Here is a 25,420-nt window from a genome sequence, read left to right on the forward strand (position 1 = left end):
AGTTTAGAAATGAATATTCCAGTGTGAATGTTGATTTCTAGTCTTTGACTAGTTCGTTCTTTAAAAATTTGGGTATGTGATAGAAAGATAGACTGAACGTTACTTTCACTGGTAACGGATCAGGCTAAGGTAAAATTTGTGAGTTGCTCTTAGGAGCTCAATCGAATTTTCGGCGAATGTCGTCTTCATAGTATAACCAGATTGCTTGGGGTTATATGGTCAAGTGAAGAAGCGCATACGGTGGATGCCTTGGCAGTCAGAGGCGATGAAAGACGTGGTAGCCTGCGAAAAGCTTCGGGGAGTCGGCAAACAGACTTTGATCCGGAGATGTCTGAATGGGGGAACCCAGCCATCATAAGATGGTTATCTTGTACTGAATACATAGGTGCAAGAGGCGAACCAGGGGAACTGAAACATCTAAGTACCCTGAGGAAAAGAAATCAACCGAGATTCCCTTAGTAGTGGCGAGCGAACGGGGACCAGCCCTTAAGTGGCTTTGAGATTAGCGGAACGCTCTGGAAAGTGCGGCCATAGTGGGTGATAGCCCTGTACGCGAAAATCTCTTGGTCATGAAATCGAGTAGGACGGAGCACGAGAAACTTTGTCTGAATATGGGGGGACCATCCTCCAAGGCTAAATACTACTGACTGACCGATAGTGAACTAGTACCGTGAGGGAAAGGCGAAAAGAACCCCGGAGAGGGGAGTGAAATAGATCCTGAAACCGTATGCGTACAAGCAGTGGGAGCCCACTTTGTTGGGTGACTGCGTACCTTTTGTATAATGGGTCAGCGACTTATTTTCAGTGGCGAGCTTAACCGAATAGGGGAGGCGTAGCGAAAGCGAGTCTTAATAGGGCGTCTAGTCGCTGGGAATAGACCCGAAACCGGGCGATCTATCCATGGGCAGGTTGAAGGTTAGGTAACACTGACTGGAGGACCGAACCGACTACCGTTGAAAAGTTAGCGGATGACCTGTGGATCGGAGTGAAAGGCTAATCAAGCTCGGAGATAGCTGGTTCTCCTCGAAAGCTATTTAGGTAGCGCCTCATGTATCACTGTAGGGGGTAGAGCACTGTTTCGGCTAGGGGGTCATCCCGACTTACCAAACCGATGCAAACTCCGAATACCTACAAGTGCCGAGCATGGGAGACACACGGCGGGTGCTAACGTCCGTCGTGAAAAGGGAAACAACCCAGACCGTCAGCTAAGGTCCCAAAGTTATGGTTAAGTGGGAAACGATGTGGGAAGGCTTAGACAGCTAGGAGGTTGGCTTAGAAGCAGCCACCCTTTAAAGAAAGCGTAATAGCTCACTAGTCGAGTCGGCCTGCGCGGAAGATGTAACGGGGCTCAAACCATACACCGAAGCTACGGGTATCACTTAGGTGATGCGGTAGAGGAGCGTTCTGTAAGCCTGTGAAGGTGAGTTGAGAAGCTTGCTGGAGGTATCAGAAGTGCGAATGCTGACATGAGTAACGACAATGGGTGTGAAAAACACCCACGCCGAAAGACCAAGGTTTCCTGCGCAACGTTAATCGACGCAGGGTTAGTCGGTCCCTAAGGCGAGGCTGAAAAGCGTAGTCGATGGAAAACAGGTTAATATTCCTGTACTTCTGGTTATTGCGATGGAGGGACGGAGAAGGCTAGGCCAGCTTGGCGTTGGTTGTCCAAGTTTAAGGTGGTAGGCTGGAATCTTAGGTAAATCCGGGATTCTAAGGCCGAGAGCTGATGACGAGTGTTCTTTTAGAACACGAAGTGGTTGATGCCATGCTTCCAAGAAAAGCTTCTAAGCTTCAGGTAACCAGGAACCGTACCCCAAACCGACACAGGTGGTTGGGTAGAGAATACCAAGGCGCTTGAGAGAACTCGGGTGAAGGAACTAGGCAAAATGGCACCGTAACTTCGGGAGAAGGTGCGCCGGTGAGGGTGAAGGACTTGCTCCGTAAGCCCACGCCGGTCGAAGATACCAGGCCGCTGCGACTGTTTATTAAAAACACAGCACTCTGCAAACACGAAAGTGGACGTATAGGGTGTGACGCCTGCCCGGTGCCGGAAGGTTAATTGATGGGGTTAGCTAACGCGAAGCTCTTGATCGAAGCCCCGGTAAACGGCGGCCGTAACTATAACGGTCCTAAGGTAGCGAAATTCCTTGTCGGGTAAGTTCCGACCTGCACGAATGGCGTAACGATGGCGGCGCTGTCTCCACCCGAGACTCAGTGAAATTGAAATCGCTGTGAAGATGCAGTGTATCCGCGGCTAGACGGAAAGACCCCGTGAACCTTTACTATAGCTTTGCACTGGACTTTGAATTTGCTTGTGTAGGATAGGTGGGAGGCTTTGAAGCGCGGACGCCAGTTCGCGTGGAGCCAACCTTGAAATACCACCCTGGCAACTTTGAGGTTCTAACTCAGGTCCGTTATCCGGATCGAGGACAGTGTATGGTGGGTAGTTTGACTGGGGCGGTCTCCTCCTAAAGAGTAACGGAGGAGTACGAAGGTGCGCTCAGACCGGTCGGAAATCGGTCGTAGAGTATAAAGGCAAAAGCGCGCTTGACTGCGAGACAGACACGTCGAGCAGGTACGAAAGTAGGTCTTAGTGATCCGGTGGTTCTGTATGGAAGGGCCATCGCTCAACGGATAAAAGGTACTCCGGGGATAACAGGCTGATACCGCCCAAGAGTTCATATCGACGGCGGTGTTTGGCACCTCGATGTCGGCTCATCACATCCTGGGGCTGAAGCCGGTCCCAAGGGTATGGCTGTTCGCCATTTAAAGTGGTACGCGAGCTGGGTTTAGAACGTCGTGAGACAGTTCGGTCCCTATCTGCCGTGGACGTTTGAGATTTGAGAGGGGCTGCTCCTAGTACGAGAGGACCGGAGTGGACGAACCTCTGGTGTTCCGGTTGTCACGCCAGTGGCATTGCCGGGTAGCTATGTTCGGAAAAGATAACCGCTGAAAGCATCTAAGCGGGAAACTTGCCTCAAGATGAGATCTCACTGGGACCTTGAGTCCCCTGAAGGGCCGTCGAAGACTACGACGTTGATAGGTTGGGTGTGTAAGCGCTGTGAGGCGTTGAGCTAACCAATACTAATTGCCCGTGAGGCTTGACCATATAACACCCAAGCAATTTGCTGCTCCTAGTTGAAGAAACGAAAGAGGCCAGATTGCGGTGTGTGAAGACGAAACGAACCGAAAGTTCGAGATACTCACAAAACACCAAACTATCGCATACCCAATTTGCTGAAGCGAGGCCAGCCGGCCACGACTCAGTACCCGAATTTCTTGACGACCATAGAGCGTTGGAACCACCTGATCCCATCCCGAACTCAGCAGTGAAACGATGCATCGCCGATGGTAGTGTGGGGTTTCCCCATGTGAGAGTAGGTCATCGTCAAGATTAAATTCCGAAACCCCAATTGCGAAAGCAGTTGGGGTTTTGTTTTTGTCCGCAGGAAAGTTCGCACGCAGCTGTTCAGGGTCACCTGTGCGAAATATCCCCTGACATTGCAAGTAATCGCCCTGGAAGCGCCTCCTTTACTCTGGTGACCGCAGATCACCGATCTGCGGTCACCAGCAATCGCAAGGAGCGAGCAATGTATTTTGAGATTTACAGACAAATCCGCGGCACTGTCCTGACTGGCAAGGGCCAATGGCGTTGGCGGTTGAGGGCAGGGAATCATGAAACGATTGCCAGCGGGGAGGCGTACGTCAACAAGGCCGATTGCCTGCATGCAATCAGTTTGATCAAGGGGACCTGCGAGCAGACCCCGATCAAGGAAATCTAGTTTGAGGAGGATGAAGCTGCTCGTTCAGGGCAGCTTCGTTTTCAATCTGCGTCAGGCTGTTGGACCTGAGTCGGATAGACGGCAGTCGCATCCGCTACCTAAACTGTCTGCAGATTTAGGGATCGGGGGGCAGTGGATGAATCGCAACGAACTTCGCAAGGCGGATATCAACCTGATGGTGGTATTCGAAACGCTGATGCTCGAGCGCAATGTCACTCGGGTGGCGGAGAAGCTGTTTCTCGGTCAGCCGACCATCAGTTCCGCGCTCAACCGCTTGCGTGCGATGTTCAATGACCCGCTGTTCATACGTGTTGGCCATCGCATGGAGCCGACGGCAAGGGCCGAAGAAATCATCAGGCACCTGTCGCCGGCGCTGGATTCGTTGTCCGTGGCCTTGAGCCTGACCCATGATTTTGACCCGGCCAGCAGCACGATGTCGTTCCGCATCGGGTTGTCCGACGATGTCGAGTTCGGCCTGTTGCCGCCATTGCTGCGAGCGCTGCGCCAGGAAGCGCCCAACGTGGTATTTGTGGTGCAGCATGTCGATTACTGGCGGATTCCCGATTTGCTGGCGTCCGGCGATATCACGGTGGGTATCAGCCAGACCCGTGGCTTGCCGGCCAATGCCAAGCGCAAGTTGCTGCGGCACATCCAGCCCAGCATTTTGCGCGCCGATGCCTCCGACACACCGCTGACCCTCGATGAATATTGCGCCCGGCCGCACGTGCTGGTGTCCCATACCGCCAACGTCAGTGGCTACGCCGACGAGTGGCTGGCGGACATCGGCCGAACGCGCCAGGTGGTGCTCTCGGTCCCGCAATACAGTTCTTTGCCGGCCCTGCTTGCCGGGACAGACCTGATTGCCAGCCTGCCGGACTACACCGCCGAGGCGATGGCTGCATCGGGAGTGCTGTTCAAGGAACCCTTTCCCATCCAGACACCCACCCTGGACCTGTCCATGGTCTGGCTCAGTCATGTCGATACCGACCCTGCCGAACGCTGGTTGCGCTCGCGCCTGGAAGCGTTCATGAGTGAGCGTGCCGTTTTGCCGCTGCCCGAATGAACAGGGCGGCGCTGTGCTATATGTACGACCTTTCCACCCACTTACAGGAACTGACTCATGCCTCACCTGCACATGGAATACACCGCCAACCTGACTGATCTGAATGCCGATGTGGCATTGATGCGGTTGAACAATACGTTGGTGGGTTCCGGTCAGTTTGCTACCGAATTCGACATCAAGAGCCGCGCGGTCAAGGTCGAGACGTTCAAGGTCGGCACGGCACTGGCTGAGCGGGCGTTCGTGCATGTGAAACTGGCGCTGTTGAGTGGTCGTTCCTCAGAGATCAAGAAACAGCTGTCTGAAAGCCTGTTGGCGGTAGTGCAGGGCCTGTGTGAGTGGCCGAGCAGCATTGAGGTCCAGTTGTGCGTGGAAATTCTCGACATCGATCGCGACTCCTACAGCAAGACCGCCATCAACAACTGAGTATCAGGCCGTTTCCTGCTCGACGCAGGCCCGGATCATTTGCGCTCGCAGCCAAATGTTGGCGCTGTCCTGATCGACACTTTGGTTCCACTGCATGTCGAGGCTGAAACCCGGCAAGCCTTCGGGCGCTTCACAGTGATTGAAGGTGTCTGCACTGGCCAGCAATCGCTGGATGCGCCGGGGCAGGGTCAGGGCATAGTCGGTGCCGGTAATCAGCTTCAGCGCTGCACTGTAGCTATTGGCGCGTGCGACGATCTGGCGCTGTTGTGCCTGCTGCGCGAGCCAGCCGTCGACCATGTTGGTGGCGGACGTCCAGGGTGTCGGGAACACATGTCGACGTTCGACATAGGTTTGCAGGCTCAGGCGTGGTTCCGTCGGTGTGGCGTGCTTGTCGAAAACACACACCAGATCATCGTCGAGCAGCGTCTGCGATTTGAAGTCAACGTGACTGCGATGAAAGTTCGGGCCGAAGCACATCACCAGGTCGAGGCTGCCTTCGCGCAACGCTTCGGCTGGGATATCGGCCTGGAGTTTGAACACATTGACCATCACCGGAAGATCGGCGAGGTCGAAGGTTTTCAACAGGCGCGGCAGGATCAGTTGCTCGAAGTATTCCGGTGCGCAGATATTGAAGGTCACGGGTTGCAGGCCCGGATCGAATGTGGGTAAGCCTGCGTGACACAGATTGATGCTTTCGAGGATTTTCAGCACGTGAGGGTACATCGCGCTGGCCTTGCCGGTGGGCTGCATGCCATCGGTACGGGTATTGATGAACAGTTCGTCCTCGAAGCCGGTGCGCATTTTTTTCAGGCAGTAGCTTACCGTGGACTGGCTGACGCAAAGCGTCTCGGATACGGCTGTGACGCTGTTCTGCTCATACACGGCGACGAACACCATGAGGTCCTGCATGTCGAGTTTTCTAAGCGAATTACTGTTCAGCATCCATGGCGTCTCGCTACGTCCCTTGCGCTGACCGTGTGCAAGGTGGGTGAATCATCCTAGCGGAATGAGCGAGCAGGGAAAACGCCTTGCAGGACGTTTCGCCCAAGACCCTGTCAGCCCTGGACCATCGCCGACACGGCGCGGCGGCTGGACATCAACAGCGCGAACATGCCGAGACCCACCAGCACCGCGCCGGCCATTTCCAGCGGCAGCGGCATCTGGCGGCCCCATAGCCAGTGAAACAAGGTGATGAACAGCGTACTCACGTAGATGTAGGAAATTACCGAGGACGGTGCGATCACGCCGATGGCCCGGTGCAGTAGCCAGAACGTCGCCAGAGTGGCGAACACCGCCAGGTACATCAGCCAATAGAAATCGTTGAGCGTCAGTAGTGATGCCGAGCGCCAACCGCCACTCAATCCACAGAACACCAGCAGAAACAGCGCACCGAACAGCATGTTCCAGAACGTCAAGGGCACCGGCCCGCGTCCCTTGAGGCTATCGGCTTTCAGGCGCTGGCTGAGGGGGGCATAGAGCGCCATCGCCAGGCAGCCGATGCCGTACACCGTCAATGCATAGGGCGATGGCAACTCGCTGGGGCCGGTGCCTTTCATGATCAACAAAACTGCCCCAGCGGCGGCGAGCAGCATCGGCACAATCCGTCGTTTCAGACGGCTGTCAGGTGCCAACACGGCTTCGAAACCCAGGGTCATCAGTGGTACCAGCGTGAACATCGTCCCGGTATTGACGGCCGAGGTGTAGCGCAGTGCTTCGAACAGCGAACCGAAGTACAGCGCCAGCAGCAGGCCGAGCACCGCGTGACCGAACAGCGCGCGGGCGGTCATGACGGCATCGCTTTTGAGCAGTAACAGTGGCAGAAACACCAAGGCGCAAAACAGCAGGCGCAAACCGGTCAGCAGGATCGGGTCGATGGCCTGGCTGACTTGCGCCGCCGCGGAAAACGATGCGGCGATCAACAAGGCCCAAAGCAGCATGCTGGCATGAGCGCCGGCAAAACCGGTGGTTTTCATGGCAGGCTCCGGATCAATGGATGTGGCGACTGTAGTGCCTTGGGTTGAAGCGCAAAACCATCAGCATCATCAGCGCCATGACCGCCGTCAGCGACCACCAGGCCCATTCAAAACTGCCGAGCCGGTCGCGGATGATCCCCGCCAGCAACGGCGACAGGCCGGCGATCAAGTAGCCGATGCCTTGCACGAATGCCGTCAGGCCACCGGCACGCACGGGATTGTCCAGGTGATCCAGCGATACGATCAGGCTCATCGGGAACAGGCCGCCAATGCCCAGCCCCAGCAGGCATGGCCATATCAGGCTCAAATGCCGTGGGCTCAGAATCAGTCCGCAGAAACCGGCGATGATCAGTGTCAGCAGCACCATCAGCACGACGCGGCGGTCGCGGCTGCGGTTGGCGATGACGGGCGTCAGCAGGCCCGACAGCACTTCCATGGCAGTCAGAAACCCGAGCAGCAATCCGGCATGCTGTTCGCTCCAGCCCTTTTCCACGTAGTACGGCGCCAGCCAGGCCAGAACACAGGTGTAGGACGCAGTGCCCAGGCCGAAGAAAATAGCGAGTAACCACGCGCGGGAATTGGCGAAGTACGAACCTTTACTGCATGCCCTCGAGTCCAGTGTCGGCATCCCCGCGCTTTGGCTACGCCAGAAGAGCAACGCCAGCACGGCGAGAACGGCCCAGATCGCCAGGCCCATACGCCAGCTGCCGGTACGCTCCATCACCAGCGGCGCAAAGGAAGCACCCATGGCGGCACCGCCCATGATCGACGTGACGTAGAGTCCCATGCGCAGGGCAACGTGGTCGCTGAAGCGGGATTTGATCAGCGCCGGCATCAGGGCCTGGATCAAGGCGATCCCGATACCTGCCAGCACTGCGCTGAGGAGCAACTGCGCGGCTGAATCAAGGAACAACCGCGAAAATGCGGCCGCACCGATGATCAGCAACGAGAACACCACCGTGCGCTGCTCGCCGAATCGCTGGCTGACGCGCAGGCCTACAAACATCGCCAGTCCCATGGCCGTCACCGGCAACATGGTCAGCAGTGAAGCCTGGCTGAAGCTCAGCGCAATGTCGTCGCGAATCGCCGACAGCAGAGGCCCGACAGCCGCCATGGAAGGGCGCAGGTTCAGGGCAACCAGGACAATGCTGAACATGAGCCAGAGGGCAGGGCGGGAAGTGGCTCGGGTGTTTTCCATGATCGGACCTAGAACAATAGGGTTCCGATTAGGCGCGCGTGGCCTGGAGGCGGCAAATCAGAAATTCCGGCGAAGTATTTAGAAATTAAATACATGTCGCAGCCAAATGTTTAGCCAGACGATATCCAAGGTTCTTCAAATCCTGATTTAACGACTTAAGCTGTCGTGTGACGCTGCGGGTCATCTGTTTTCTGCGGTTCTCTCTATGGACGGTTGGCCAGTCGCAATCCACCTCAAGGCATCCATCGACGCTCGGGCGTCGAGCCTTGGTCGTCGATTCACGCCCGCCACCGCGCCAAATCTCTCTGCACTTCCGTCTGAACTGGCTTTCTGGGCGCTGTGGCATTGCCGCCATGCGCGCCCGCCGGATTCCTGCTTTTTCCGCTGATTGTTCCTACATATTCCGCTCGATGGCGGGATTAACGTGCGGGTGCTTTTGGGTGCCCGTCTGACACGGAAAAAGAGAGTTCCCATGAGTTGTGCCACGACCTCGTTTGCCACCCGACAAGAAGCCCTGACCTTTCTGGAGCAGAACCCGGACATTGAAATGTTCGAGCTGTTCATCCTCGACAACAACGGTGTGCCACGGGGCAAGTTGCTCCATCGTGACGAGTTGCTGGCGGTGTATGAAAGCGGGCGGCCATTGCCGAGCACCATCCTCGGCTTGACCATCAACGGCGACGACGTGGAAAACTCCGGGCTGGTCTGGGACGTCGGTGATATCGACTGCCGGGCCTACCCGATCAGCGGCAGCCTCACGCGCATGCCGTGGCGTCTGATACCAACCGCAGCCGTGCAGGTCAGCATGCACCCGACGGAGGGAATGCCCGCCACCATTGCCGATCCCCGTCATTTGCTGGCCAAAGTCATCGAGGGTTTGCAGGCCGACGGTTATTACCCGGTCATGGCAGCGGAACTGGAGTTCTACCTGCTCGATCAGCAACGCGACAGCAATGGCCGACCTCAACCGGCACGGGATGTCGATGGCGGGCGTCCGCACGGTACCCAGGTCTATGGGTTGCGCGAGCTTGAACAGATCGAACCATTCCTGGCCGATCTCTACAGCGCCTGCAAGCTCCAGGGGATTCCGGCGCGCACGGCCATTTCCGAATACGCGCCGGGGCAAGTGGAAATCACCCTTGAGCACCGCTCCGACGCGCTACAGGCGATGGATGAGGCGGTGCGCTACAAGCGTCTGGTCAAGGGGGTGGCGCACAAGCACGGCATGACAGCCTGCTTCATGGCCAAGCCTTTCGATGACCTGGCCGGCACCGGGATGCACATGCACGTGAGCCTGGCGGACAAGGACGGTAACAACCTCTTCGCCAGCCAGGCCCCGGATGGAACGCCACTGCTCAAGCAGGCCGTCGCCGGCATGCTCAGTACCTTGCTCGATTCGCTGTTGCTGTTCTGCCCCAACGCCAACTCATACCGTCGATTCCAGGCCAATAGCTATGCGCCCCTGGCGGCCACCTGGGGCGTGGACAATCGCACCGTGAGCCTGCGCGTACCTGGCGGGCCGGCGTATTCCCGGCACATCGAACACCGAATCTGTGGCGCAGATGCCAATCCCTATCTGGCGGCTGCAGCGATTCTGGCCGGTATTCATCGCGGTATCCGCGAACAGCTCGATCCCGGTGCGCCGGTGGAAGGCAATGGCTATGCCCAGGCTGCGAAACTGTTGCCGACAGACTGGCTGACCACCTTGCGATCGCTGGAGGGTTCAAGTTGGGCCAGGGAAGCCTTCGGCGGCGAATTCCTCGGCGTCTACCTTGCGGTGAAGCGCGCTGAATATCGTCAATTCATGGGGGAGGTCGGTGAGCAGGACTGGCGCTGGTATTTGCACCAGGCCTGAGTCGGATCTGAATCAGGGCTGAACCATTCTCAAATGCTCTGTAAGTGTAAGGCGGGATAAATAAGCCAACTAATTGTTGGCTTATTTTTCACAAAAAATTGATGGTTGGCTACCTAAAATCAGGGCTGTCTCGGTAAATGAAATTTTCACATTTGCCGAAGACACCTTTTTTCAGGACCCGCCGAAACTCATGCTTAAGATTAAATCCGTGCGCCCCGAATGGGTGACGCTGATTGCCAGTGCATTTTTGTTAGTTGGCTTCAATTATGTACTCTGGCAACACCTGTTCGAAATCACCGCGTCCGATGGCAAAGGCATCGTCATGCGCGTGGCCTTCGGGGTGATGATCTTTGCGGCTTTCAACATTGTGCTGACCCTGCTGGCATTCCGGCCGCTGCTCAAGCCGGTCCTGACCCTGCTGTTCATGACCAGCGCTGGCGCGGCGTATTTCATGAGCCAGTATGGTGTTCTGATCGACACCGGCATGTTGCGTAACTTCGCTGAAACCAATGCCACGGAAGTGCGTGACTTACTGTCGCTCAAATTATTTGTTTATATTTTTCTGCTCGGCGTTTTACCGTCCTGGCTGTTGTGGAAGATGCCGATTAATTATCGTCGTTGGCACCGTGAACTACTCAGTAAAGTTCTGGTGGCGTTTGCCTCGGCAGCGGTCATTGGTGGTGTTGCACTGGTTAACTATCAAGGCCTGTCTTCGCTGTTTCGCAATCACCACGAGTTGCGCCTGATGGTGGTGCCAAGCAACTACATTGGTGCCTCGGCTGGTTTCTTGCGTGAGCAGGTCGCGTCTGCACATCAACCTTTTGTGAAGCTCGGTGAAGATGCCCGGCGCAATCCGGTCTGGCAAACTCACGGGCGCAAATCCCTGACGGTGCTTGTCGTGGGTGAAAGTGCCCGGGCGGAAAACTTCGGCATCCTTGGCTACAACCGTGACACCACTCCGAAACTGAGTAAGGAAGATGGCCTGATCGCTTTCACCGACGTGCATTCCTGCGGTACTGAAACCGCCGTATCGGTGCCTTGCATGTTCTCCAACATGGGGCGCAAGGACTACAACGCCAGCAAGGCAAAGAACGAAGAAGGTCTGCTGGACGTGCTCAAGCACGCGGGTATCGACGTGATCTGGCGTGACAACCAGTCTGGCTGCAAAGGTACGTGCGATCGCGTCACCCTTCAGGACGTCAGCAGTCTGAAAGATCCGGCGCTGTGCGCCAACAGTGAATGCCGCGACGAAATCCTGCTGCAAGGGCTGCAGCATTTCATCGATACCCTGGACAAGGACACGGTACTGGTATTGCACCAGATGGGCAGCCACGGTCCGGAGTACTTCAAGCGTTACCCGAAAGAGTTCGAGCGCTTCACCCCGGTTTGCGAGAGTAATGCCCTGAACAATTGCAGTCGCGAAAGTATCGTCAACGGCTACGACAACACCCTGGTCTATACCGACCATGTGCTGTCGACCTTGATTGATCTGCTGCGCAACAACCAGGACAAAGTGGATACCGCGATGCTGTATCTGTCGGACCACGGCGAGTCCCTGGGTGAGTACAACTTGTTCCTCCACGGCACGCCTTACATGCTGGCACCGGAGCAGCAAAAGCATGTAGCCATGTTTGCCTGGTTCTCCGACAGCTATAAAAAATCGTTTGCGGTAGATACCCGCTGCTTGCAACAGAGCCGTGAAAAATCCCTGAGCCAGGACAACCTGTTCCATTCGATGCTTGGGCTGCTGGAGGTCAACAGCAAGGTCTACAACCAGGATCTGGACATGTTTGCAGGATGTCGTGGTCCAGTGACCGACGGCGTGTTGGCCAAGGATTGAGCACTCCCATTCTGTTTCTCGCGGCGGCCGCCGACCTGCGGTCAGTAGAACTTTTACCAAGAGCCATTGCACATGTCCGCTCAGCCCCCATCCGCCATCGAGCTTGAGATCGCCCGGCGCTACGACCAGGAGCACGCGCGCGTCTGCCTCCGGCCGCAAGCACCGGATCTGGGCGGCCGTCTGGCGCTCTGGCGTGAGGAGCGCCTGGTGCACAATGCACTCAAGGTCGCTGGCGAGCCTGGCTTGATCCTTGATGTGGCTTGTGGTGTGGGGCGTTTTTGGCCAGTGCTGGCCGAGCACGCGAATCGGGTGATCCTCGCGACGGATCCGTCCCAGGACATCCTCGATCATGCCCGGACACATCATTCGCAGAGCCTGTTGAAGCGGGTCAAGACCTTCCAAAGCTCCGCGTTCTCGATTGGCTTGTCGGAGAACGCGGTTGACTGCATTTTTTGCATGCAACTGTTCCAGCACCTCCATAACCCGCAACATCGTCTGGCGATGCTGGGCGAGTTTTACCGGGTCAGTCGCGATACGGTGATTGTCGCGGTGCGCCTCGACGGTCTTTTCAAGGGCGCGCGTTCGGGTGTGGAAGGGCCGTTACCGAGCAAGACCGAGGTGGAAAGCGAGTTCAGGCAGGCGGGTTTCCGTTTGCTCAGCCATCAGGACTTTTTCCCCGGATGCGCGCGCATGCGGGTCTACGTGCTGGGTAAGACCAGCTAGCTCGGCTTTGTAGGACTATTCTTTATGTCACGCAGTAATTTTCGCTAACGCTCTTGTTCAGTGGATGCGCGGAAATCGCCGGGGGCGATATATACTGCGCGCCATTCTTCAAGGGAGAGCCGTGTGGCCATCGATATTCACTGGATTCGCGACAACGATAGCCTCGGACGGTTGTGCGCCGAGTGGCAGCAGTTGCCATTCGTTGCCCTCGACACCGAATTCATGCGGGTCGACACCTTCTACCCAATCGCCGGCCTGCTGCAGATCGGTGATGGCGTTCGCGCCTATCTGATCGACCCGCTGACCATCGACAACTGGCAGCCATTGGCCGCGTTGCTGGAAAACCCGGCGGTGCTCAAGGTTGTCCACGCGTGCAGCGAAGACCTCGAAGTCCTGCTACGCCTGACCGGCAGCCTGCCGGCGCCGCTGTTCGATACGCAGCTGGCTGCCGCTTACCTGAACCTCGGTTTTTCCATGGGCTATTCGCGATTGGTGCAGGAGGTGCTCGGCATCGACCTGCCCAAGGGTGAAACCCGTTCCGACTGGCTGCAACGTCCGCTTTCCGAAACCCAGATCAGCTATGCCGCCGAAGACGCCGTGCATTTGGCTGAAGTTTTCGTAAAGCTGCGTCCAAAGTTGTCTGACGAGAAATACGCCTGGGTCCTGGAAGACGGCGCCGAACTGGTGGCCAACCTGCGCCGCGAGATCGACCCGTATGAGGTCTATCGCGATGCCAAGCTGGCCTGGAAGCTGTCCCGCGCCCAACTCGCCGTTTTGCGTGAGCTCTGCGCCTGGCGCGAAAAGGAAGCCCGGGTCCGCGATCTGCCGCGCAACCGGATTATCCGCGAGCATTCGTTGTGGCCGCTGGCGCGTACGCAACCGGATAACCTCGGCGCCCTGGCGAAAATCGAAGACATGCACCCGCGTACCGTGCGTCAGGACGGCGAGTTTCTGCTTGATCTGATCAAGCGCTCTGGCAGTGTGTCGCCTGATCAATGGCCGCCAGCCGTGCCGGAGCCGTTGCCGGTGGATGCTGCTGCGTTGCTCAAACAAATGAAGGCCATAGGCCAGGCCGAAGCCGAGCGCCTGAACATCGCGCCGGAACTGATGCTGCGCAAGAAAACCCTGGAAGCGCTGCTTAAAAGTGGCTTCCCCAATGGTCCCTACCAATTGCCTGATTCGCTGCGTGGCTGGCGCCGCGAATTGATGGGCCAGGCGCTGCTCGACAGCCTGGCCACCGCCGGAGAACAGCCTTGAAACGTATTTGTTCCATCTATCGCAGCTCGAAGAGAAACGAAATGTACCTGTATGTGCTCAAGAGCGATGCTCTGGAGCGCGTGCCGGAGTCCCTGATGGCAGCCTTCGGCAAGGCCATCCACGCGTTCGACCTGGTGCTGAGCCCCGAGCGCAAACTGTCGCGCGAGGACATCACGGTCGTGCTGGATAACCTCGAAAAACAGGGCTATCACCTGCAAATGCCACCTGCCGAAGACGAGTATATCGAGCACCTGCCGGAAGAGTTGTTGCGTCGCAACGATCCGATGTGAGCGGCAGACAGACTCTGTTCAGCGTGGTTATGAAACACTGATTGATTTTAGCGATTGGCAGCATCGGCGGAGCACTTGCTCCGTCGGCGGCCGTCTGCACCGTTTTTGAAAGGTTTGAAGCATGCGCGTCCTGATTGCTGAACACGACCACCCCGTGTACGCCCAACTGTTGCGCGAGGCGGCACCGGATCTGGAGGTGCTGACCAGCGGTGATTCCGCCGAACTGGCCAGCCAGGCCGCCGATTGCCCGGTGTGGCTCGGCCAGCCTGATTTGCTGGCGACCCTGTTGCGCCAGGGCCATCAACCGCAATGGCTGCAATCGACCTGGGCCGGCATCACGCCGCTGCTGGCCGATGGTTTGCCGAGGGACTATCGGCTGACCCGTGCGGTCGGAATCTTCGGCCAGGTCATGGCCGAGTACGTGCTCACGTATATGCTTGGTCACGAACGTGAAGTACTGGCGCGACTGGTCAGCCAGGTCGAGCGCAAGTGGGACAGTCGCCAGGTCCAGAGCCTGGCGGGACGCAAGGTGTTGATCGTCGGCACCGGTGATATCGGTCAAAGTGTCGCGCAGTTCCTCGTGCCGTTCGGCGTCGAGTTGTATGGCGTTGCCAGCACGGCGCGGGAGCAGGCACCGTTTATCGAGGTCGGTTCACTGGCGGATCTGCCGCGGCTGGTCGGCGAAGTCGATTACGTGGTCAATTTGCTGCCGAACACCGTGGAAACCCACGATATCTACGACGCGGCGCTGTTCAAGCAATTCAAACCGACCGGGTTGTTCATCAACGCCGGACGCGGTGTGGCGGTGGTCGATGCGGATCTGGTGGAAGCCTTGAAGGAAGGTCATCTGGCGGGCGCAGTGATCGACGTGTGCCGTCAGGAGCCCTTGCCCCAGCGTCATCCGTTCTGGACGGCCTGGGGCCTGTTGCTGACCGGCCACAGCTCGGCACCGACTTCGCCGTCGATGATGGTGAAGCTGTTTGTCGAAAACCTGCGGGCGTATCAGGCGGGAGAGGCATTGCGCGGGGAAGTGGATTTCGATCGCGGGTACTAAGGCGCAACGAAAAAAGATCGCAGCCTGCGGCAGCTCCTACAGGGTTATGTGTACACCTGTAGGAGCTGCCGCAGGCTGCGATCTTTTGCTGTTAGAGGGTGAAGTCACCTTCAGCCGCCAACTCACTCAACGGACGACGCGGGCTTGGCTCTTCACGGGCTTGCAGGTAATCCGCCAGGCTCGCCTTGTCCCCCAGCTTGCCCACCGCGACGGCCGCGTGCAGGGCGTAGCCTTCAGGAATGTTCAGCTCTTTGCGGGTCAGCTCCTGGTCGAAGCCGGCCATGCCGTGGGTGTGCCAGCCGCTCAGGCTCGCTTGCAAGGCCAGGTGGCCCCAGGCGGAACCGGTGTCGAAGGTGTGCCACAGGGCCGGGGTTTCTTCGGTGGCGCCAGGCGCGGTGAAGGTGGTTTTCGAAATCACGATCACCAGGGCCGACGCATGTTGAGCCCAGCTGCGGTTGAATTCGTTCAGCAGGCCCAGGTAACGCTCCCAGTTCGGCGTGTCGCGACGTGCGTAAAGGAAACGCCAGGGTTGCGAGTTGTAGGCCGAGGGTGCCCAGCGGGCGGCTTCGAAGAAGCTCAGCAGGGTTTGCTCTGGAATCGTTTCGCCAGTGAAGGCACGGGGCGACCAGCGCTCGGTGAACTGAGGGTGAATGGCGTAATCGGCAACGCGTGGGTTGGCACTCATCAAGAGATTCCTGGCTACGTTTGAAAGTGGGAGCAACGCAAAACCCTACTTGGCGGCGCAAAAACTGACAAGCCCGTTCTACCGACAGTCGCCAATGCTTGGCCCAAGGGGCTACGGGCACTAGACTGGCGGCCTTTTCACCACCTGATGTCGATACTCGAACCATGGCCGCCAAAGTAGAACCGTTCTGGATACGCAAGACCCTCGATCAACTCGATCAGGAGGAATGGGAGTCGCTGTGCGACGGCTGTGGATTGTGCTGCCTGCAAAAGCTTGAAGACGAAGACGACAACAGCGTCTATTACACGCGCATCGCCTGCAAGTTGCTGGATCTGAAAACCTGTCAGTGCAAGGACTATCCTAACCGTCGTGACTCCGTGCCGGACTGTATCCAGCTCACGCCGGGCAAGGCCGACGAATTCAAATGGCTGCCGCCGACCTGCGGCTATCGCCTGGTCAGTGAAGGCAAGGACCTGCCGTTGTGGCATCACCTTGTGTGTGGTGATCGCGATGCCGTTCATCACGAGCGGATTTCCCAGTCCGGGCGCATGCTCGCCGAAGGCAGCGTGCCGGAGGATGACTGGGAAGATTACCTGATTTTCCGCGCAGGCTGACTGCCTGAGGTTCAACGTTTCACGAAGGAGTGTGTATGGCTGTGGGATGGCGGCAGGCGTGGGTCGTTGGATTACTGGCCGTGAATTCGCCCGTATGGGCTGCGAACAAGGTCAATCTGGATTACCACGTGCACCTGCTGCCCCAGAGCGATCAGGCCGAAGTGCGCCTGACGCTCGCCCAGGGCACGGCGGTACGCAGCCTGGATTTCAACCTCGGCGATGGCAGCCACTACAGCGATTTCAAGGCTGACGGCCAATGGCAGATGACCCCCGGCAAAGCGGCGCGCGGTGTGTGGCATCCGGCTGCCGACAAGGCCAGCCTGACCTACCGCGTGAACATCAGCCACGGGCGCAAGAACGGCAGCTTTGACACGCGCATGACGCCAAACTGGGCGTTGATGCGCGGCGACGATCTGGTGCCGGCTGCCAGACTCGATCAACAGGACGGCATCGAACTGGTTGCACGCCTGGAGTTCGAGCTGCCCGGTGGCTGGAAAAGCATTGAAACTGCGTGGCCACGAATCGGCCCGAATAAATTCCGTATCGACAACCCCTCCCGACTGTTCGACCGGCCCACGGGCTGGATGCTCGCTGGCCAGCTCGGCAGCCGCCGTACCCGTCTGGGCGAGACCGAGGTCACCGTCGCCTCGCCGCTGGGGCAGGGCATGCGCCGTATGGATGTGCTGACGCTGCTGACCTTCGTCTGGCCGCAAGTGCAGGCGCTGTATCCGCGACACCCGGGCAAACTGCTGATCGTCGGGGCCAATGACCCAATGTGGCGCGGCAGCCAGTCGGCGCACGAGTCGATCTACCTCAACAGCCGTCTGCCATTGGTCAGCGAAAGCGGCACCAGTGCCCTGGTCCGCGAATTGGCCCAGATGTTCGGGCGGATCAAAGGCACCCAGCGCAGTGACTGGATCAGCGAAGGCTTTGCCGAGTATTACGCCATCGAACTGATGCGCCGGGCCGGCGGCATGAGCGATGAGCGCTACGAGAGCCTGCACGGCAAACTGGTCGGGAGCAGCCAGAAAGTCACCACGCTGCGTGGAGATCAGATCACTACTGTTCAGGTGACCAGGGCGGTGGTGTTGCTGCAGGAGCTGGATCGTGAGATTCGCCTGAAAACCCACAACAAGCGGTCGCTGGATGATGTGCTGCGCGGGGCGATGCGGCAGGGGGTTATCGATACCCAGGCGTTTGTTCAGCTCAGCGAGAGCGTGATCGGTGGTTCTTCAAAGGTACTGAATACCGAGTTGATTCAGTGAGTCCGTCATCGCGAGCAAGCTCGCTCCCACAGTGATTGGAGGTGAACACAAATGTTGTGAACGCCACATAATCCTGGGGGAGCGAGCTTGCTCCGGGCGGCGTTCCGACGATAGGGCCATCAGCCCGGCCGGACAAGCCTGATCAAACCCCGGCTTTGGGCGACTTCAACGAATCATTGCCGGTAACGGTGGCGGTTTTGGTCGCCGCCTCGGCATTGGCCTTCAACTGGCTCAGTTCTTCCCCCGCCCGCTGGATTTTCGCCCGCACGTTGTTCATGTCCTGGCGGCCCTTTTCCAGCAGGCTTTTCGCCGAGCTGTGGCCGGTAATGCCACGGGCCAGGGCCACGCCGCCGATGGCTACCTGGATCAGGCCGAAGATCCCGCCACGTCGCAGCCCCTTGCCCACCATCACCACGCCACCGGCCAGGGAACCGATGCGCTCCCAGCCCTGCACATTCTGCTCGGAAGGGCTCTGGAACGGGGTGGATTCGATACGCTCGACGCGTTTGAGTTCGCTCATGGTCTGTCTCCAGGCTTCAGGGATCGATAGTCAAGCTGACAGCCGGGGCGGGCAGCTCGTTCAATCGGATGTGCGGCGATTAGCGGAATTTTGGCCCGGAGCGGGTATTGAGCCCCTTGGACATGCGGTCGTAGAGCACGACGTTGACCGTGGCGGCCAGGTTCATGCAACCGGTGGTCGGAATGTAGACCACGTCTTCGCACCAGTCGCGAATCTCTTTATCCAGCGATCCGTCTTCCGGGCCGAAGATGTAGAGCGCGCGATCCGGGTGGGTATATTCCGGCAACGGGCGGGCGCCTTCGACCAGTTCCACGGCGACGGGCACACAGTTGAGGGGCAGGATTTTCTTCAGGTCGTCGATGCCGATCAGCGGGATGTCGTAGTGCACGCGCTTGGTATCGGTGACGAAGTCGGCCGCGCGCTCATAGCGCTTGCCGGTGTAGAACACCGACGCCACGCCATAACAGCCAGCGGCGCGCATCACCGAACCGACGTTCTCCGGTGATTTGGGGTTATACAAACCAATGCAGCTGTACCGTTTGTCTGCCACGAGCGGGGTGCCTTTGGGGAAAAAGCGCGATTATACGGGGATTGGGGCGGGGGTGTTCGGTTTGAGATTGGTGGCGAGTGGACGTCCGTCTTCGCGAGCAAGCCCGCTCCCACAGTTGACCGAGGTGTCCGGACGGACGCGATTCAATGTGGGAGCGGGCTTGCTCGCGAGGAGGCCAGTTCAGGTACCGAAGAACTTCAGTCTTCTTTCTTCATCAACCCCGCCAACGCCGCAAACGGGTTGTGCGTGGCCTTCGCGATTTTCGGCGTGCTCAGCGAGCCTTCGTCGAAATACTGCTGGTCGGTATAACGCGAGTGCTCGTTATCGTGGCAGTACAGGCACAACAGCTCCCAGTTCGAGCCGTCCTGCGGGTTGTTGTCGTGGTTGTGGTCGCGGTGGTGCACGGTCAGTTCGCTCAGGCGCTTGCCGGAGAATTCACGGGCGCAACGGCCACAGACGTGCGGGTACATCTTCAGGGCCTTGTCGCGGTAGCCCATTTCCTTGTCGCGCTGGTTGTCGGCGAGGATGCGATCCAGCTTCGAAGTGTTGGTCGGGGTGGACGAACTCATGGGTTCACCTTTGTAGAAAGACTAATGACGGTTATAGGGTGAAGTTTAGCCTAGCCCTTGAGCTTCTCGGCAATCCAGATGGTGTGGCGGGTGCCCTTGTTGCCGTGGGCGAAGACCTGTACTTCCTCGGCCTTGAAACCCGCTTTTTTCAGTTTGTCGGAAAATTGCCGGTCAGCGCTGGCCGACCACACGGCCAGCACGCCTTTTGGTCTCAGGGCCTTGGCGCAGGCGCTCAGGCCGCCGGCGGAGTACAGCCAGCTGTTGGCTTTCTGGGTCAGGCCTTCGGGGCCGTTGTCGACATCGAGCATAATGGCATCGAAGCCTTGGGGCTCGGCCTGCAGGACTTTGGCCACGTCCTCCATGCGAATAACGGTCCGCGGGTCTTGAAGCGGGTTTCCGGCTTTCTCGCCGAGTGGCCCGCGATTCCATTCCACGACGCCAGGCACTAATTCAGCGACCACCACTTCGGCGGTCTTGCCTAGATGCTTGAGCGCCGAAGCGAGGGTGAAGCCCATGCCCAGGCCGCCGATGAGCACTCGTGAATCTGGTCGGCCGGCGACTTTGCGGCACGGGATCTCGGCCAAGGCATCTTCGGAGCCGTGCATGCGCGTGTTCATCAATTGTCCGCCGTCGCCGCCCTGGATCTTGATGACAAAATCCTCGCCGTATTCGAACAGGCACAGGGCGCCGCCGTTTTCAGGGATGGGGGTGGTGTCCAGCAGAACGAAACGTTTCATGGGGCTCACTTGAAGAAAATTGGCAGAACTCGGGAGGGCAAACAGACGCAGTTGGGAGTAGCCTGTTCATGACGACAAGGCCAACGGAGCCATTGATGAAGCGCACCATTCTAACGGTCATTGCCCTGGCCGCGCTCTCGATAACTGCAGTGCAGGCTCAACAGCTGCAATCGATTCCCGTCAGCCCCGCGCCGATGCCCGGTTCGCCCGGTACCGCGACGCCTACACCGTACCCGCAGATCACCCCGGCGCCTTTGCCTAGAGTCGGCCCCGGCAGTAGCGGTCCGCCGTTGGTGCCGATCGAGATGCCGAGCCCGCCGATCAAGGACCAGCCCGTGCCGGGCCTGGAGACCAATCCGCCGAAAGCCAAGTCACCGGGTGGCTAGACCTGCTGCGAAAGCAGTTGGCCGTCGGCCATGCGCAAGCGTTTGGAGAGGGACACGGCGAGGGCGCGGATGATTTTGGCGGCGATTTTCGGTGCGTCGTTGAGCATCTTTTCCAGCGAGTCCTTACCCAGGTTGAGCAACTGGCAGTTGCTCGCGGCCACGCAACTGGCCGAGCGCCGTTCGCCATCCAGCACGGCCATTTCACCGAATGAGCGGCCGCTGCGTAACGTGGCGATGGTGACTCGCTGCCCGTCAGCGTTGGTTTTTTGCACCGCCACCTGACCGGTGTGGATGATGCACATGAAACTGCCGGCATCACCCTCCTGGAAAATCTCCTCGCCCTGGGCAATGGTGCTGATACTGAAATAGCCCGAAGCCGCGGCGAAGTCCGCCGGCAGCAGTTGATTGAACAGGCCGCAATCCATCAGCCAGTCGCGAATTTCGTTGTTCAGAAAGGTTGGTTCAGACATGTCGTCACGGTCTTTTTTGTAGTGTCTGTTGTTCCGGGGTTGAGCCGTTCTTATGGGGATATGCAGTGTATCGGCCTGTCTTGTGCGGAATTAAGACCGGTTCGTCGGCCCAAGTTCCTCAGGCAATGCCTAGAACCTTGAACAAAAATGCATATTCGAGTGCTACGTCACGCAATCCCTGGTATCGACCGCTCATCCCGCCATGCCCGGCACCCAGTTCAGTCTTGAGCAGCAGGGGATTGCTGTCGGTCTTGGTTGCGCGCAATTTCGCCACCCACTTGGCCGCTTCCCAGTACTGCACGCGGCTGTCGTTGTAGCCATCGATCACCAGGGTCGCCGGATAAGCTTGCGCGGTGACGTTTTCGTACGGGGCGTAGGCCTTGATCCGATCATGGACGTCCGGTTCTTCAGGGTTGCCCCACTCGTCGTACTCCGTCACGGTCAAGGGCAGGTCAGGATCGAGCATGGTGTTGAGTACGTCGACGAACGGCACTTCGGCGATGGCGGCGCCAAACAGCTGCGGCCGTTGGTTGAGCACCGCGCCGATCAGCAAGCCACCGGCGCTGCCTCCACTGATCGCCAACTGCGCTGCAGTGGTGAAGCCTTGGGCGATCAGGTGTTCGGCGCAGGCGATAAAGTCGCTGAAGGTGTTGTGCTTGTGCTCCTGCTTGCCGGCGCGATACCAGGCTTCCCCCAGTTCGCCGCCGCCACGTACGTGGGCAATGGCAAACGCCATGCCGCGATCCAACAGGCTCAGGCGCGCATGGGAAAACCATGGGTCGAGGCTTTCGCCGTAAGCACCATAACCGTAGAGGTACAGCGGCACGGGTTTGCCCAGGTCTGCGCGTTTGATCACCAGGCTGATGGGCACTTGCGTGCCGTCTGGCGCGGTGGCCCACAGGCGCTGGCTGATGTAGGCGTCGGCATCGAACGGGCCGAGCACCGGGGTTTGCTTGAGGACTTTCTGCTCGCCGGTCGCCAGTTCAAGCTGACGGATTTGCGCCGGACGGTTCAACGCTTCGTAGCGCAGGCGAATACGGTCGCTTTCGAACTCCAGGCTGTTTTGCACATGCAGGCTGTAGGCCGCATCCGGCAGTTGCACGCGATATGGCGCCCGGCCTTGTGGGTGAACTTCAATGACCGGCAAGCCGCCAACCCGCAGGCTCAGGGTCATGGCCCCGGTGTTCAGGCTGATCCCGTCGATCATCACCGTGTCGCTGTGGGGGATCAGGTTCTGCCAGTCGGCTTCGGTGGGCGCGGCTCCGGTATCGGCGGCGGTGTACAAGGCGAAATTGATGCCGTCACGGTTGCTGCGAATGAACCAGGTCCATTGGCCGTCTTGTACGCCGTGGTCGACGTCGTACTCATGATCCTCGACCCGTGGCGCGATGCAGGTAAAAGCGTGCTGCGGCTGGTTGGCGTCGAGGACCCAGGCTTCGCTGGTGGTCTTGCTGCCCACGGACAGCAGCAATTGCTGCTCGGAGCTTGAACGATAGCAATGCATGAAGAAGCGCCCGTCCGGCTCATGGAACACTTCTTCGGCCGCCGTGCCGTCCAGGCGATAGCGATACAGCTTGTGCGGACGATGGGTGTCGTCCAGCTCGCCGAAGAACAGCGTCAGGCTGTCGTTGGCCCAGGTCATGCTGCCGTCGCAGTCCTGGAATTCCAGTTCACTGACACGACCATCGGACAATTCCTTCACGAACAGCGTGTAAATCTCATCGCCCGTGGAGTCGATGCTGTAGGCCAGGCGCTGATGGTCCGGGCTGATGCTGAACGCACCCAGGGAAAAGAAGCCGCCCTTGGCCAGTTCGTTGGGGTCCAGCAGCAGTTGTTCGCGGCTTTCGTCGAGGGTCAGGCTGTCATCGGCCGGGCGCGGGCAGCGGTAGTGCCGGGCGTACTCATCGCCCGCCGTGGTGCGGGTGTAGTAAAGATACGGTCCCCACGGCGAGGGCAGGGACAGATCGGTCTCGAGAATCCGCCCCTTGATTTCCTCGAAAAGGGTTTCGCGCAATCCGGCCTGGTCGGCGGTTTGCGCCTCCTGATAGCTGTTTTCGGCTTTCAGATAGTCGAGTACTGCCTCGGTGTCGCGCTCTTGCAGCCAGGCATACGGATCGGAGCCTTCAGCCTTGCGGGCAATCGGAGCGTCGTGAATGGTGGCGGATAGGGGCATGAAGGGCTCTCGAACAGTGTACGGAATAGGGGCTTGGCAACCTGGATAGCACCCGACAGTCAGGCATTGATGCAGCCTGACGGGCGAAAAGCCGTTATCATAAGCGCCTCTTTGCCTGCCTTGCCATGGACACCATGACCGAGAACGACTATCTGATCGCTTGGGGCCTCTACGCCTTCGCCGCTTTGGGCTGCCTGTTGGTGTGGATGCGCTTGACCCGCTGGATGTGGCGTTGGCTGCGCGAGCCGCTGCGGCTGGCGATGGCCGTGCTGCTGTTCAGCCCGACCATCATCGACCCGGTGAAGGACAAAGTCGCACCGGCTGTCGCCATTACCGCACTCGACCTGCTGTTCAAGGTCGGCAACAACGCCTGGCGGGCGATTTCCGATCTGTTCATGTACAGCATGATCGCGTTCGGCCTCTATCTGGTGCTGGTGGCGATCCGTTTCCCTATCGAACGCGCCTCCAGCGCCCGCAAGGAACGTGAGGCCGCCACCAAGGCCGCCGCCCGTGCCGACGAGCCCGAGGACGATCAACCGTTTGGCGGTGCCGGCGATGATCGTTACGGTCGTCCGCCTGTGCCGAGCAGCCCTCAGCGGATGCGAGTCGAACCCCGTCTGTAACCTTGCCCCTGCGATTGAGCGAGAGTCCGAGCATGTGTGAGTTATTGGGCATGAGCGCCAATGTCCCGACCGATATCGTGTTCAGCTTCACCGGGCTGATGCAGCGCGGCGGGCGTACCGGCCCGCACCGCGATGGCTGGGGCATCGCCTTCTATGAAGGCCGTGGGCTGCGGCTGTTCCAGGACCCGGCTGCGAGCAGCGAGTCGGAAGTTGCGAACCTGGTGCAGCGCTATCCGATCAAGAGCGAAGTGGTGATCGGGCACATCCGCCAGGCCAATGTCGGCAAGGTCTGCCTGTCCAACACGCATCCGTTCGTTCGTGAGCTGTGGGGGCGCAATTGGTGTTTCGCCCATAACGGCCAGTTGGCGGACTTCCAGCCAGTGGCCAGTTTCTATCGCCCGGTCGGCGATACCGACAGCGAAGCGGCTTTCTGTGATTTGCTCAACCGTGTGCGTGCGGCGTTTCCCGAGCCGGTCGAGGTCGAAGCCTTGCTGCCTGACTTGGTGGCCGCTTGCGCCGAGTACCGCAGCAAAGGCGTGTTCAACTGCCTGCTCAGCGACGGCGACTGGCTGTTCTGCTATTGCTCGACCAAGCTGGCACAAATCACCCGTCGCGCACCGTTTGGCCCGGCGCGCTTGAAAGATGTCGACGTGATCGTCGATTTTCAGGCCGAAACCACGCCGAACGATGTGGTGACCGTCATCGCCACCGAACCCCTGACCGAAAACGAAACCTGGACCCGTTACGAACCGGGTCAATGGAGCCTGTGGCGACGCGGCGAATGCGTCAGCCAGGGCCAGACCGAATAAGGACTCCTTGCATGTTGCTCAGTTATCTACGGCTGGTGTTGTTCGCGGCGGGCCTGTTGATCGGTGTCCAGGTGCCGGGCTTCATCAGCGATTATGCCAAACGGGTCGAGGCGCACCTGATCGAGGCGCAGACCAGCCTGAGCGGCTTCCAGAACACCGCCAATCAGTTCTTCAAGGGGGACATGCAAGCCTTGGTGGCCCACTACCGCGCGAGCGAAGACCCGATATTTCGCAGTGACGCCGACAGCCTGAGCAACCTGCTGACTCGTCAACTGGCGCTGGACAAGCAATTCCAGGCGATGCAGGGCCCGTGGTACATCCGCTTCCTGCAGGTGATGCTGGCTGCCGATCCGGATATCCGCAAGGAAACCTGGAATGGCTACAGCTACCAGATCCTGTTGACGCCCGAAGCGATGGTCTGGGGTATGAGCGGCGCGTTGCTGCTGTCGTTCGGGATCGAGTGCCTGTTCCGGCTGATTGACTGGGTGGTGTTGGGCGGTAAGCGTCTGCGCCAGAGCCGGCCGATCGAAGAGCGGGATTTGCGCGGCTTGTAACACCCTT

At 58.8% G+C, this 25,420-nt stretch carries 25 protein-coding genes and 2 rRNA genes; 17 read left to right on the forward strand and 10 right to left on the reverse strand.

Annotation, left to right across the window (positions count from 1 at the left end; genetic code table 11):
* The first annotated feature begins 217 nt into the window (after positions 1 to 217).
* The 5 genes from AB4O40_RS24550 (at position 218) to AB4O40_RS24570 (ending at position 5,268) form a co-directional block, all read left to right on the forward strand.
* Positions 218 to 3,109, forward strand: a 23S ribosomal RNA gene (locus tag AB4O40_RS24550).
* A gap of 169 nt (positions 3,110 to 3,278) precedes the next feature.
* A 5S ribosomal RNA gene (rrf, locus tag AB4O40_RS24555) occupies positions 3,279 to 3,394 on the forward strand.
* A 196-nt stretch (positions 3,395 to 3,590) separates the two neighbouring features.
* Entirely contained in the window at positions 3,591 to 3,782 is a 192-nt protein-coding gene (locus AB4O40_RS24560; RefSeq protein WP_056721298.1) for a YegP family protein, read from the forward strand.
* A gap of 136 nt (positions 3,783 to 3,918) precedes the next feature.
* Entirely contained in the window at positions 3,919 to 4,845 is a 927-nt protein-coding gene (locus AB4O40_RS24565; RefSeq protein WP_056721301.1) for a LysR substrate-binding domain-containing protein, read from the forward strand.
* 57 nt (positions 4,846 to 4,902) lie between these two features.
* Positions 4,903 to 5,268 (forward strand): 5-carboxymethyl-2-hydroxymuconate Delta-isomerase, encoded by a 366-nt coding sequence (locus AB4O40_RS24570; protein ID WP_460057626.1) that lies wholly within the window; start codon positions 4,903 to 4,905, stop codon positions 5,266 to 5,268.
* A 3-nt stretch (positions 5,269 to 5,271) separates the two neighbouring features.
* Here the strand turns inward: AB4O40_RS24570 and AB4O40_RS24575 are convergent, their stop codons facing one another.
* From AB4O40_RS24575 to AB4O40_RS24585, 3 genes are all read right to left on the reverse strand, one after another.
* Complete coding sequence (locus AB4O40_RS24575) at positions 5,272 to 6,210, reverse strand: LysR family transcriptional regulator (protein ID WP_056721305.1); 939 nt, start codon at positions 6,208 to 6,210, stop codon at positions 5,272 to 5,274.
* Positions 6,211 to 6,323: 113 nt separating this feature from the next.
* Entirely contained in the window at positions 6,324 to 7,241 is a 918-nt protein-coding gene (locus AB4O40_RS24580) for a DMT family transporter (protein WP_056721307.1), read from the reverse strand.
* A gap of 13 nt (positions 7,242 to 7,254) precedes the next feature.
* Positions 7,255 to 8,439, reverse strand: a complete 1,185-nt coding sequence (locus AB4O40_RS24585; RefSeq protein WP_460057621.1) for a cyanate transporter — start codon at positions 8,437 to 8,439, stop codon at positions 7,255 to 7,257.
* Between the two features lie 472 nt (positions 8,440 to 8,911).
* On the opposite strand from AB4O40_RS24585, the gene AB4O40_RS24590 reads away from it, so the two are divergent.
* The 6 genes from AB4O40_RS24590 (at position 8,912) to AB4O40_RS24615 (ending at position 15,458) form a co-directional block, all read left to right on the forward strand.
* Positions 8,912 to 10,294: a glutamine synthetase family protein gene (locus AB4O40_RS24590; protein WP_056721310.1), complete on the forward strand. Its 1,383-nt coding sequence runs from the start codon at positions 8,912 to 8,914 to the stop codon at positions 10,292 to 10,294.
* Between the two features lie 190 nt (positions 10,295 to 10,484).
* Positions 10,485 to 12,134: a phosphoethanolamine transferase gene (locus AB4O40_RS24595; protein ID WP_056721312.1), complete on the forward strand. Its 1,650-nt coding sequence runs from the start codon at positions 10,485 to 10,487 to the stop codon at positions 12,132 to 12,134.
* Between the two features lie 72 nt (positions 12,135 to 12,206).
* Positions 12,207 to 12,857, forward strand: a complete 651-nt coding sequence (locus tag AB4O40_RS24600) for a class I SAM-dependent methyltransferase (protein ID WP_056721314.1) — start codon at positions 12,207 to 12,209, stop codon at positions 12,855 to 12,857.
* Positions 12,858 to 12,980: 123 nt separating this feature from the next.
* On the forward strand, positions 12,981 to 14,114 hold the full coding sequence (gene rnd / locus AB4O40_RS24605; protein ID WP_056721316.1) for a ribonuclease D: 1,134 nt from the start codon (positions 12,981 to 12,983) through the stop codon (positions 14,112 to 14,114).
* Positions 14,111 to 14,404, forward strand: a complete 294-nt coding sequence (locus AB4O40_RS24610; RefSeq protein ID WP_056721318.1) for a YcgL domain-containing protein — start codon at positions 14,111 to 14,113, stop codon at positions 14,402 to 14,404. The genes rnd and AB4O40_RS24610 overlap by 4 nt, the downstream gene beginning before the upstream one ends.
* A 121-nt stretch (positions 14,405 to 14,525) precedes the next feature.
* Positions 14,526 to 15,458: a D-2-hydroxyacid dehydrogenase gene (locus tag AB4O40_RS24615; RefSeq protein ID WP_056721321.1), complete on the forward strand. Its 933-nt coding sequence runs from the start codon at positions 14,526 to 14,528 to the stop codon at positions 15,456 to 15,458.
* A 91-nt stretch (positions 15,459 to 15,549) separates the two neighbouring features.
* Here AB4O40_RS24615 and AB4O40_RS24620 read toward each other — a convergent pair whose 3' ends face one another.
* Positions 15,550 to 16,143, reverse strand: a complete 594-nt coding sequence (locus AB4O40_RS24620; protein ID WP_056721323.1) for a nitroreductase family protein — start codon at positions 16,141 to 16,143, stop codon at positions 15,550 to 15,552.
* Between the two features lie 164 nt (positions 16,144 to 16,307).
* Here AB4O40_RS24620 and AB4O40_RS24625 point away from each other — a divergent pair, with 164 nt between their 5' ends.
* Both AB4O40_RS24625 and AB4O40_RS24630 read left to right on the forward strand, forming a co-directional pair.
* Entirely contained in the window at positions 16,308 to 16,757 is a 450-nt protein-coding gene (locus AB4O40_RS24625) for a YcgN family cysteine cluster protein (RefSeq protein WP_056721325.1), read from the forward strand.
* 35 nt (positions 16,758 to 16,792) lie between these two features.
* Positions 16,793 to 18,022, forward strand: coding sequence for a hypothetical protein (locus tag AB4O40_RS24630; RefSeq protein WP_056721327.1), 1,230 nt, complete (start codon positions 16,793 to 16,795; stop codon positions 18,020 to 18,022).
* Between the two features lie 142 nt (positions 18,023 to 18,164).
* Here the strand turns inward: AB4O40_RS24630 and AB4O40_RS24635 are convergent, their stop codons facing one another.
* The 4 genes from AB4O40_RS24635 to AB4O40_RS24650 all read right to left on the reverse strand — a co-directional run bounded on the left by AB4O40_RS24635 (position 18,165) and on the right by AB4O40_RS24650 (position 20,398).
* Positions 18,165 to 18,542, reverse strand: a complete 378-nt coding sequence (locus AB4O40_RS24635) for a YgaP family membrane protein (RefSeq protein WP_056721330.1) — start codon at positions 18,540 to 18,542, stop codon at positions 18,165 to 18,167.
* Positions 18,543 to 18,621: 79 nt separating this feature from the next.
* Positions 18,622 to 19,092, reverse strand: a complete 471-nt coding sequence (locus AB4O40_RS24640; RefSeq protein ID WP_007993783.1) for an RNA methyltransferase — start codon at positions 19,090 to 19,092, stop codon at positions 18,622 to 18,624.
* A gap of 197 nt (positions 19,093 to 19,289) precedes the next feature.
* A complete protein-coding gene (locus AB4O40_RS24645; RefSeq protein ID WP_007898702.1) occupies positions 19,290 to 19,661 on the reverse strand; it encodes a YajD family HNH nuclease in 372 nt (123 codons plus the stop codon).
* Between the two features lie 50 nt (positions 19,662 to 19,711).
* Positions 19,712 to 20,398 (reverse strand): spermidine synthase, encoded by a 687-nt coding sequence (locus AB4O40_RS24650; protein WP_056721332.1) that lies wholly within the window; start codon positions 20,396 to 20,398, stop codon positions 19,712 to 19,714.
* Between the two features lie 95 nt (positions 20,399 to 20,493).
* Here AB4O40_RS24650 and AB4O40_RS24655 point away from each other — a divergent pair, with 95 nt between their 5' ends.
* Positions 20,494 to 20,784 (forward strand): hypothetical protein, encoded by a 291-nt coding sequence (locus AB4O40_RS24655; protein WP_056721335.1) that lies wholly within the window; start codon positions 20,494 to 20,496, stop codon positions 20,782 to 20,784.
* Here AB4O40_RS24655 and AB4O40_RS24660 read toward each other — a convergent pair.
* Together AB4O40_RS24660 and AB4O40_RS24665 are read right to left on the reverse strand one after the other, a co-directional pair.
* On the reverse strand, positions 20,781 to 21,254 hold the full coding sequence (locus tag AB4O40_RS24660) for a cyclic nucleotide-binding domain-containing protein (RefSeq protein WP_056721336.1): 474 nt from the start codon (positions 21,252 to 21,254) through the stop codon (positions 20,781 to 20,783). The two genes, AB4O40_RS24655 and AB4O40_RS24660, sit on opposite strands and share 4 nt — an antisense overlap.
* 118 nt (positions 21,255 to 21,372) lie before the next feature.
* A complete protein-coding gene (locus AB4O40_RS24665) occupies positions 21,373 to 23,427 on the reverse strand; it encodes a S9 family peptidase (protein WP_460057610.1) in 2,055 nt (684 codons plus the stop codon).
* Positions 23,428 to 23,552: 125 nt separating this feature from the next.
* Between AB4O40_RS24665 and AB4O40_RS24670 the strand changes: the two genes are divergently transcribed.
* The 3 genes from AB4O40_RS24670 to AB4O40_RS24680 are packed head-to-tail and all read left to right on the forward strand — an operon-like array spanning position 23,553 to position 25,413.
* The gene (locus tag AB4O40_RS24670) at positions 23,553 to 24,050 is read left to right on the forward strand and encodes an MFS transporter (protein WP_460057607.1); all 498 of its coding nucleotides are present in this window, start codon (positions 23,553 to 23,555) and stop codon (positions 24,048 to 24,050) included.
* 32 nt (positions 24,051 to 24,082) lie between these two features.
* Positions 24,083 to 24,859, forward strand: coding sequence for a class II glutamine amidotransferase (locus AB4O40_RS24675; protein ID WP_056721341.1), 777 nt, complete (start codon positions 24,083 to 24,085; stop codon positions 24,857 to 24,859).
* 11 nt (positions 24,860 to 24,870) lie between these two features.
* Positions 24,871 to 25,413 carry a DUF2937 family protein gene (locus tag AB4O40_RS24680; RefSeq protein ID WP_056721343.1) on the forward strand — a complete coding sequence of 181 codons (543 nt, stop codon included), beginning with the start codon at positions 24,871 to 24,873 and terminating at the stop codon, positions 25,411 to 25,413.
* The last annotated feature ends 7 nt before the right edge of the window (positions 25,414 to 25,420 follow it).

The sequence above is a fragment of the Pseudomonas sp. S2_F07 genome (assembly GCF_054668325.1).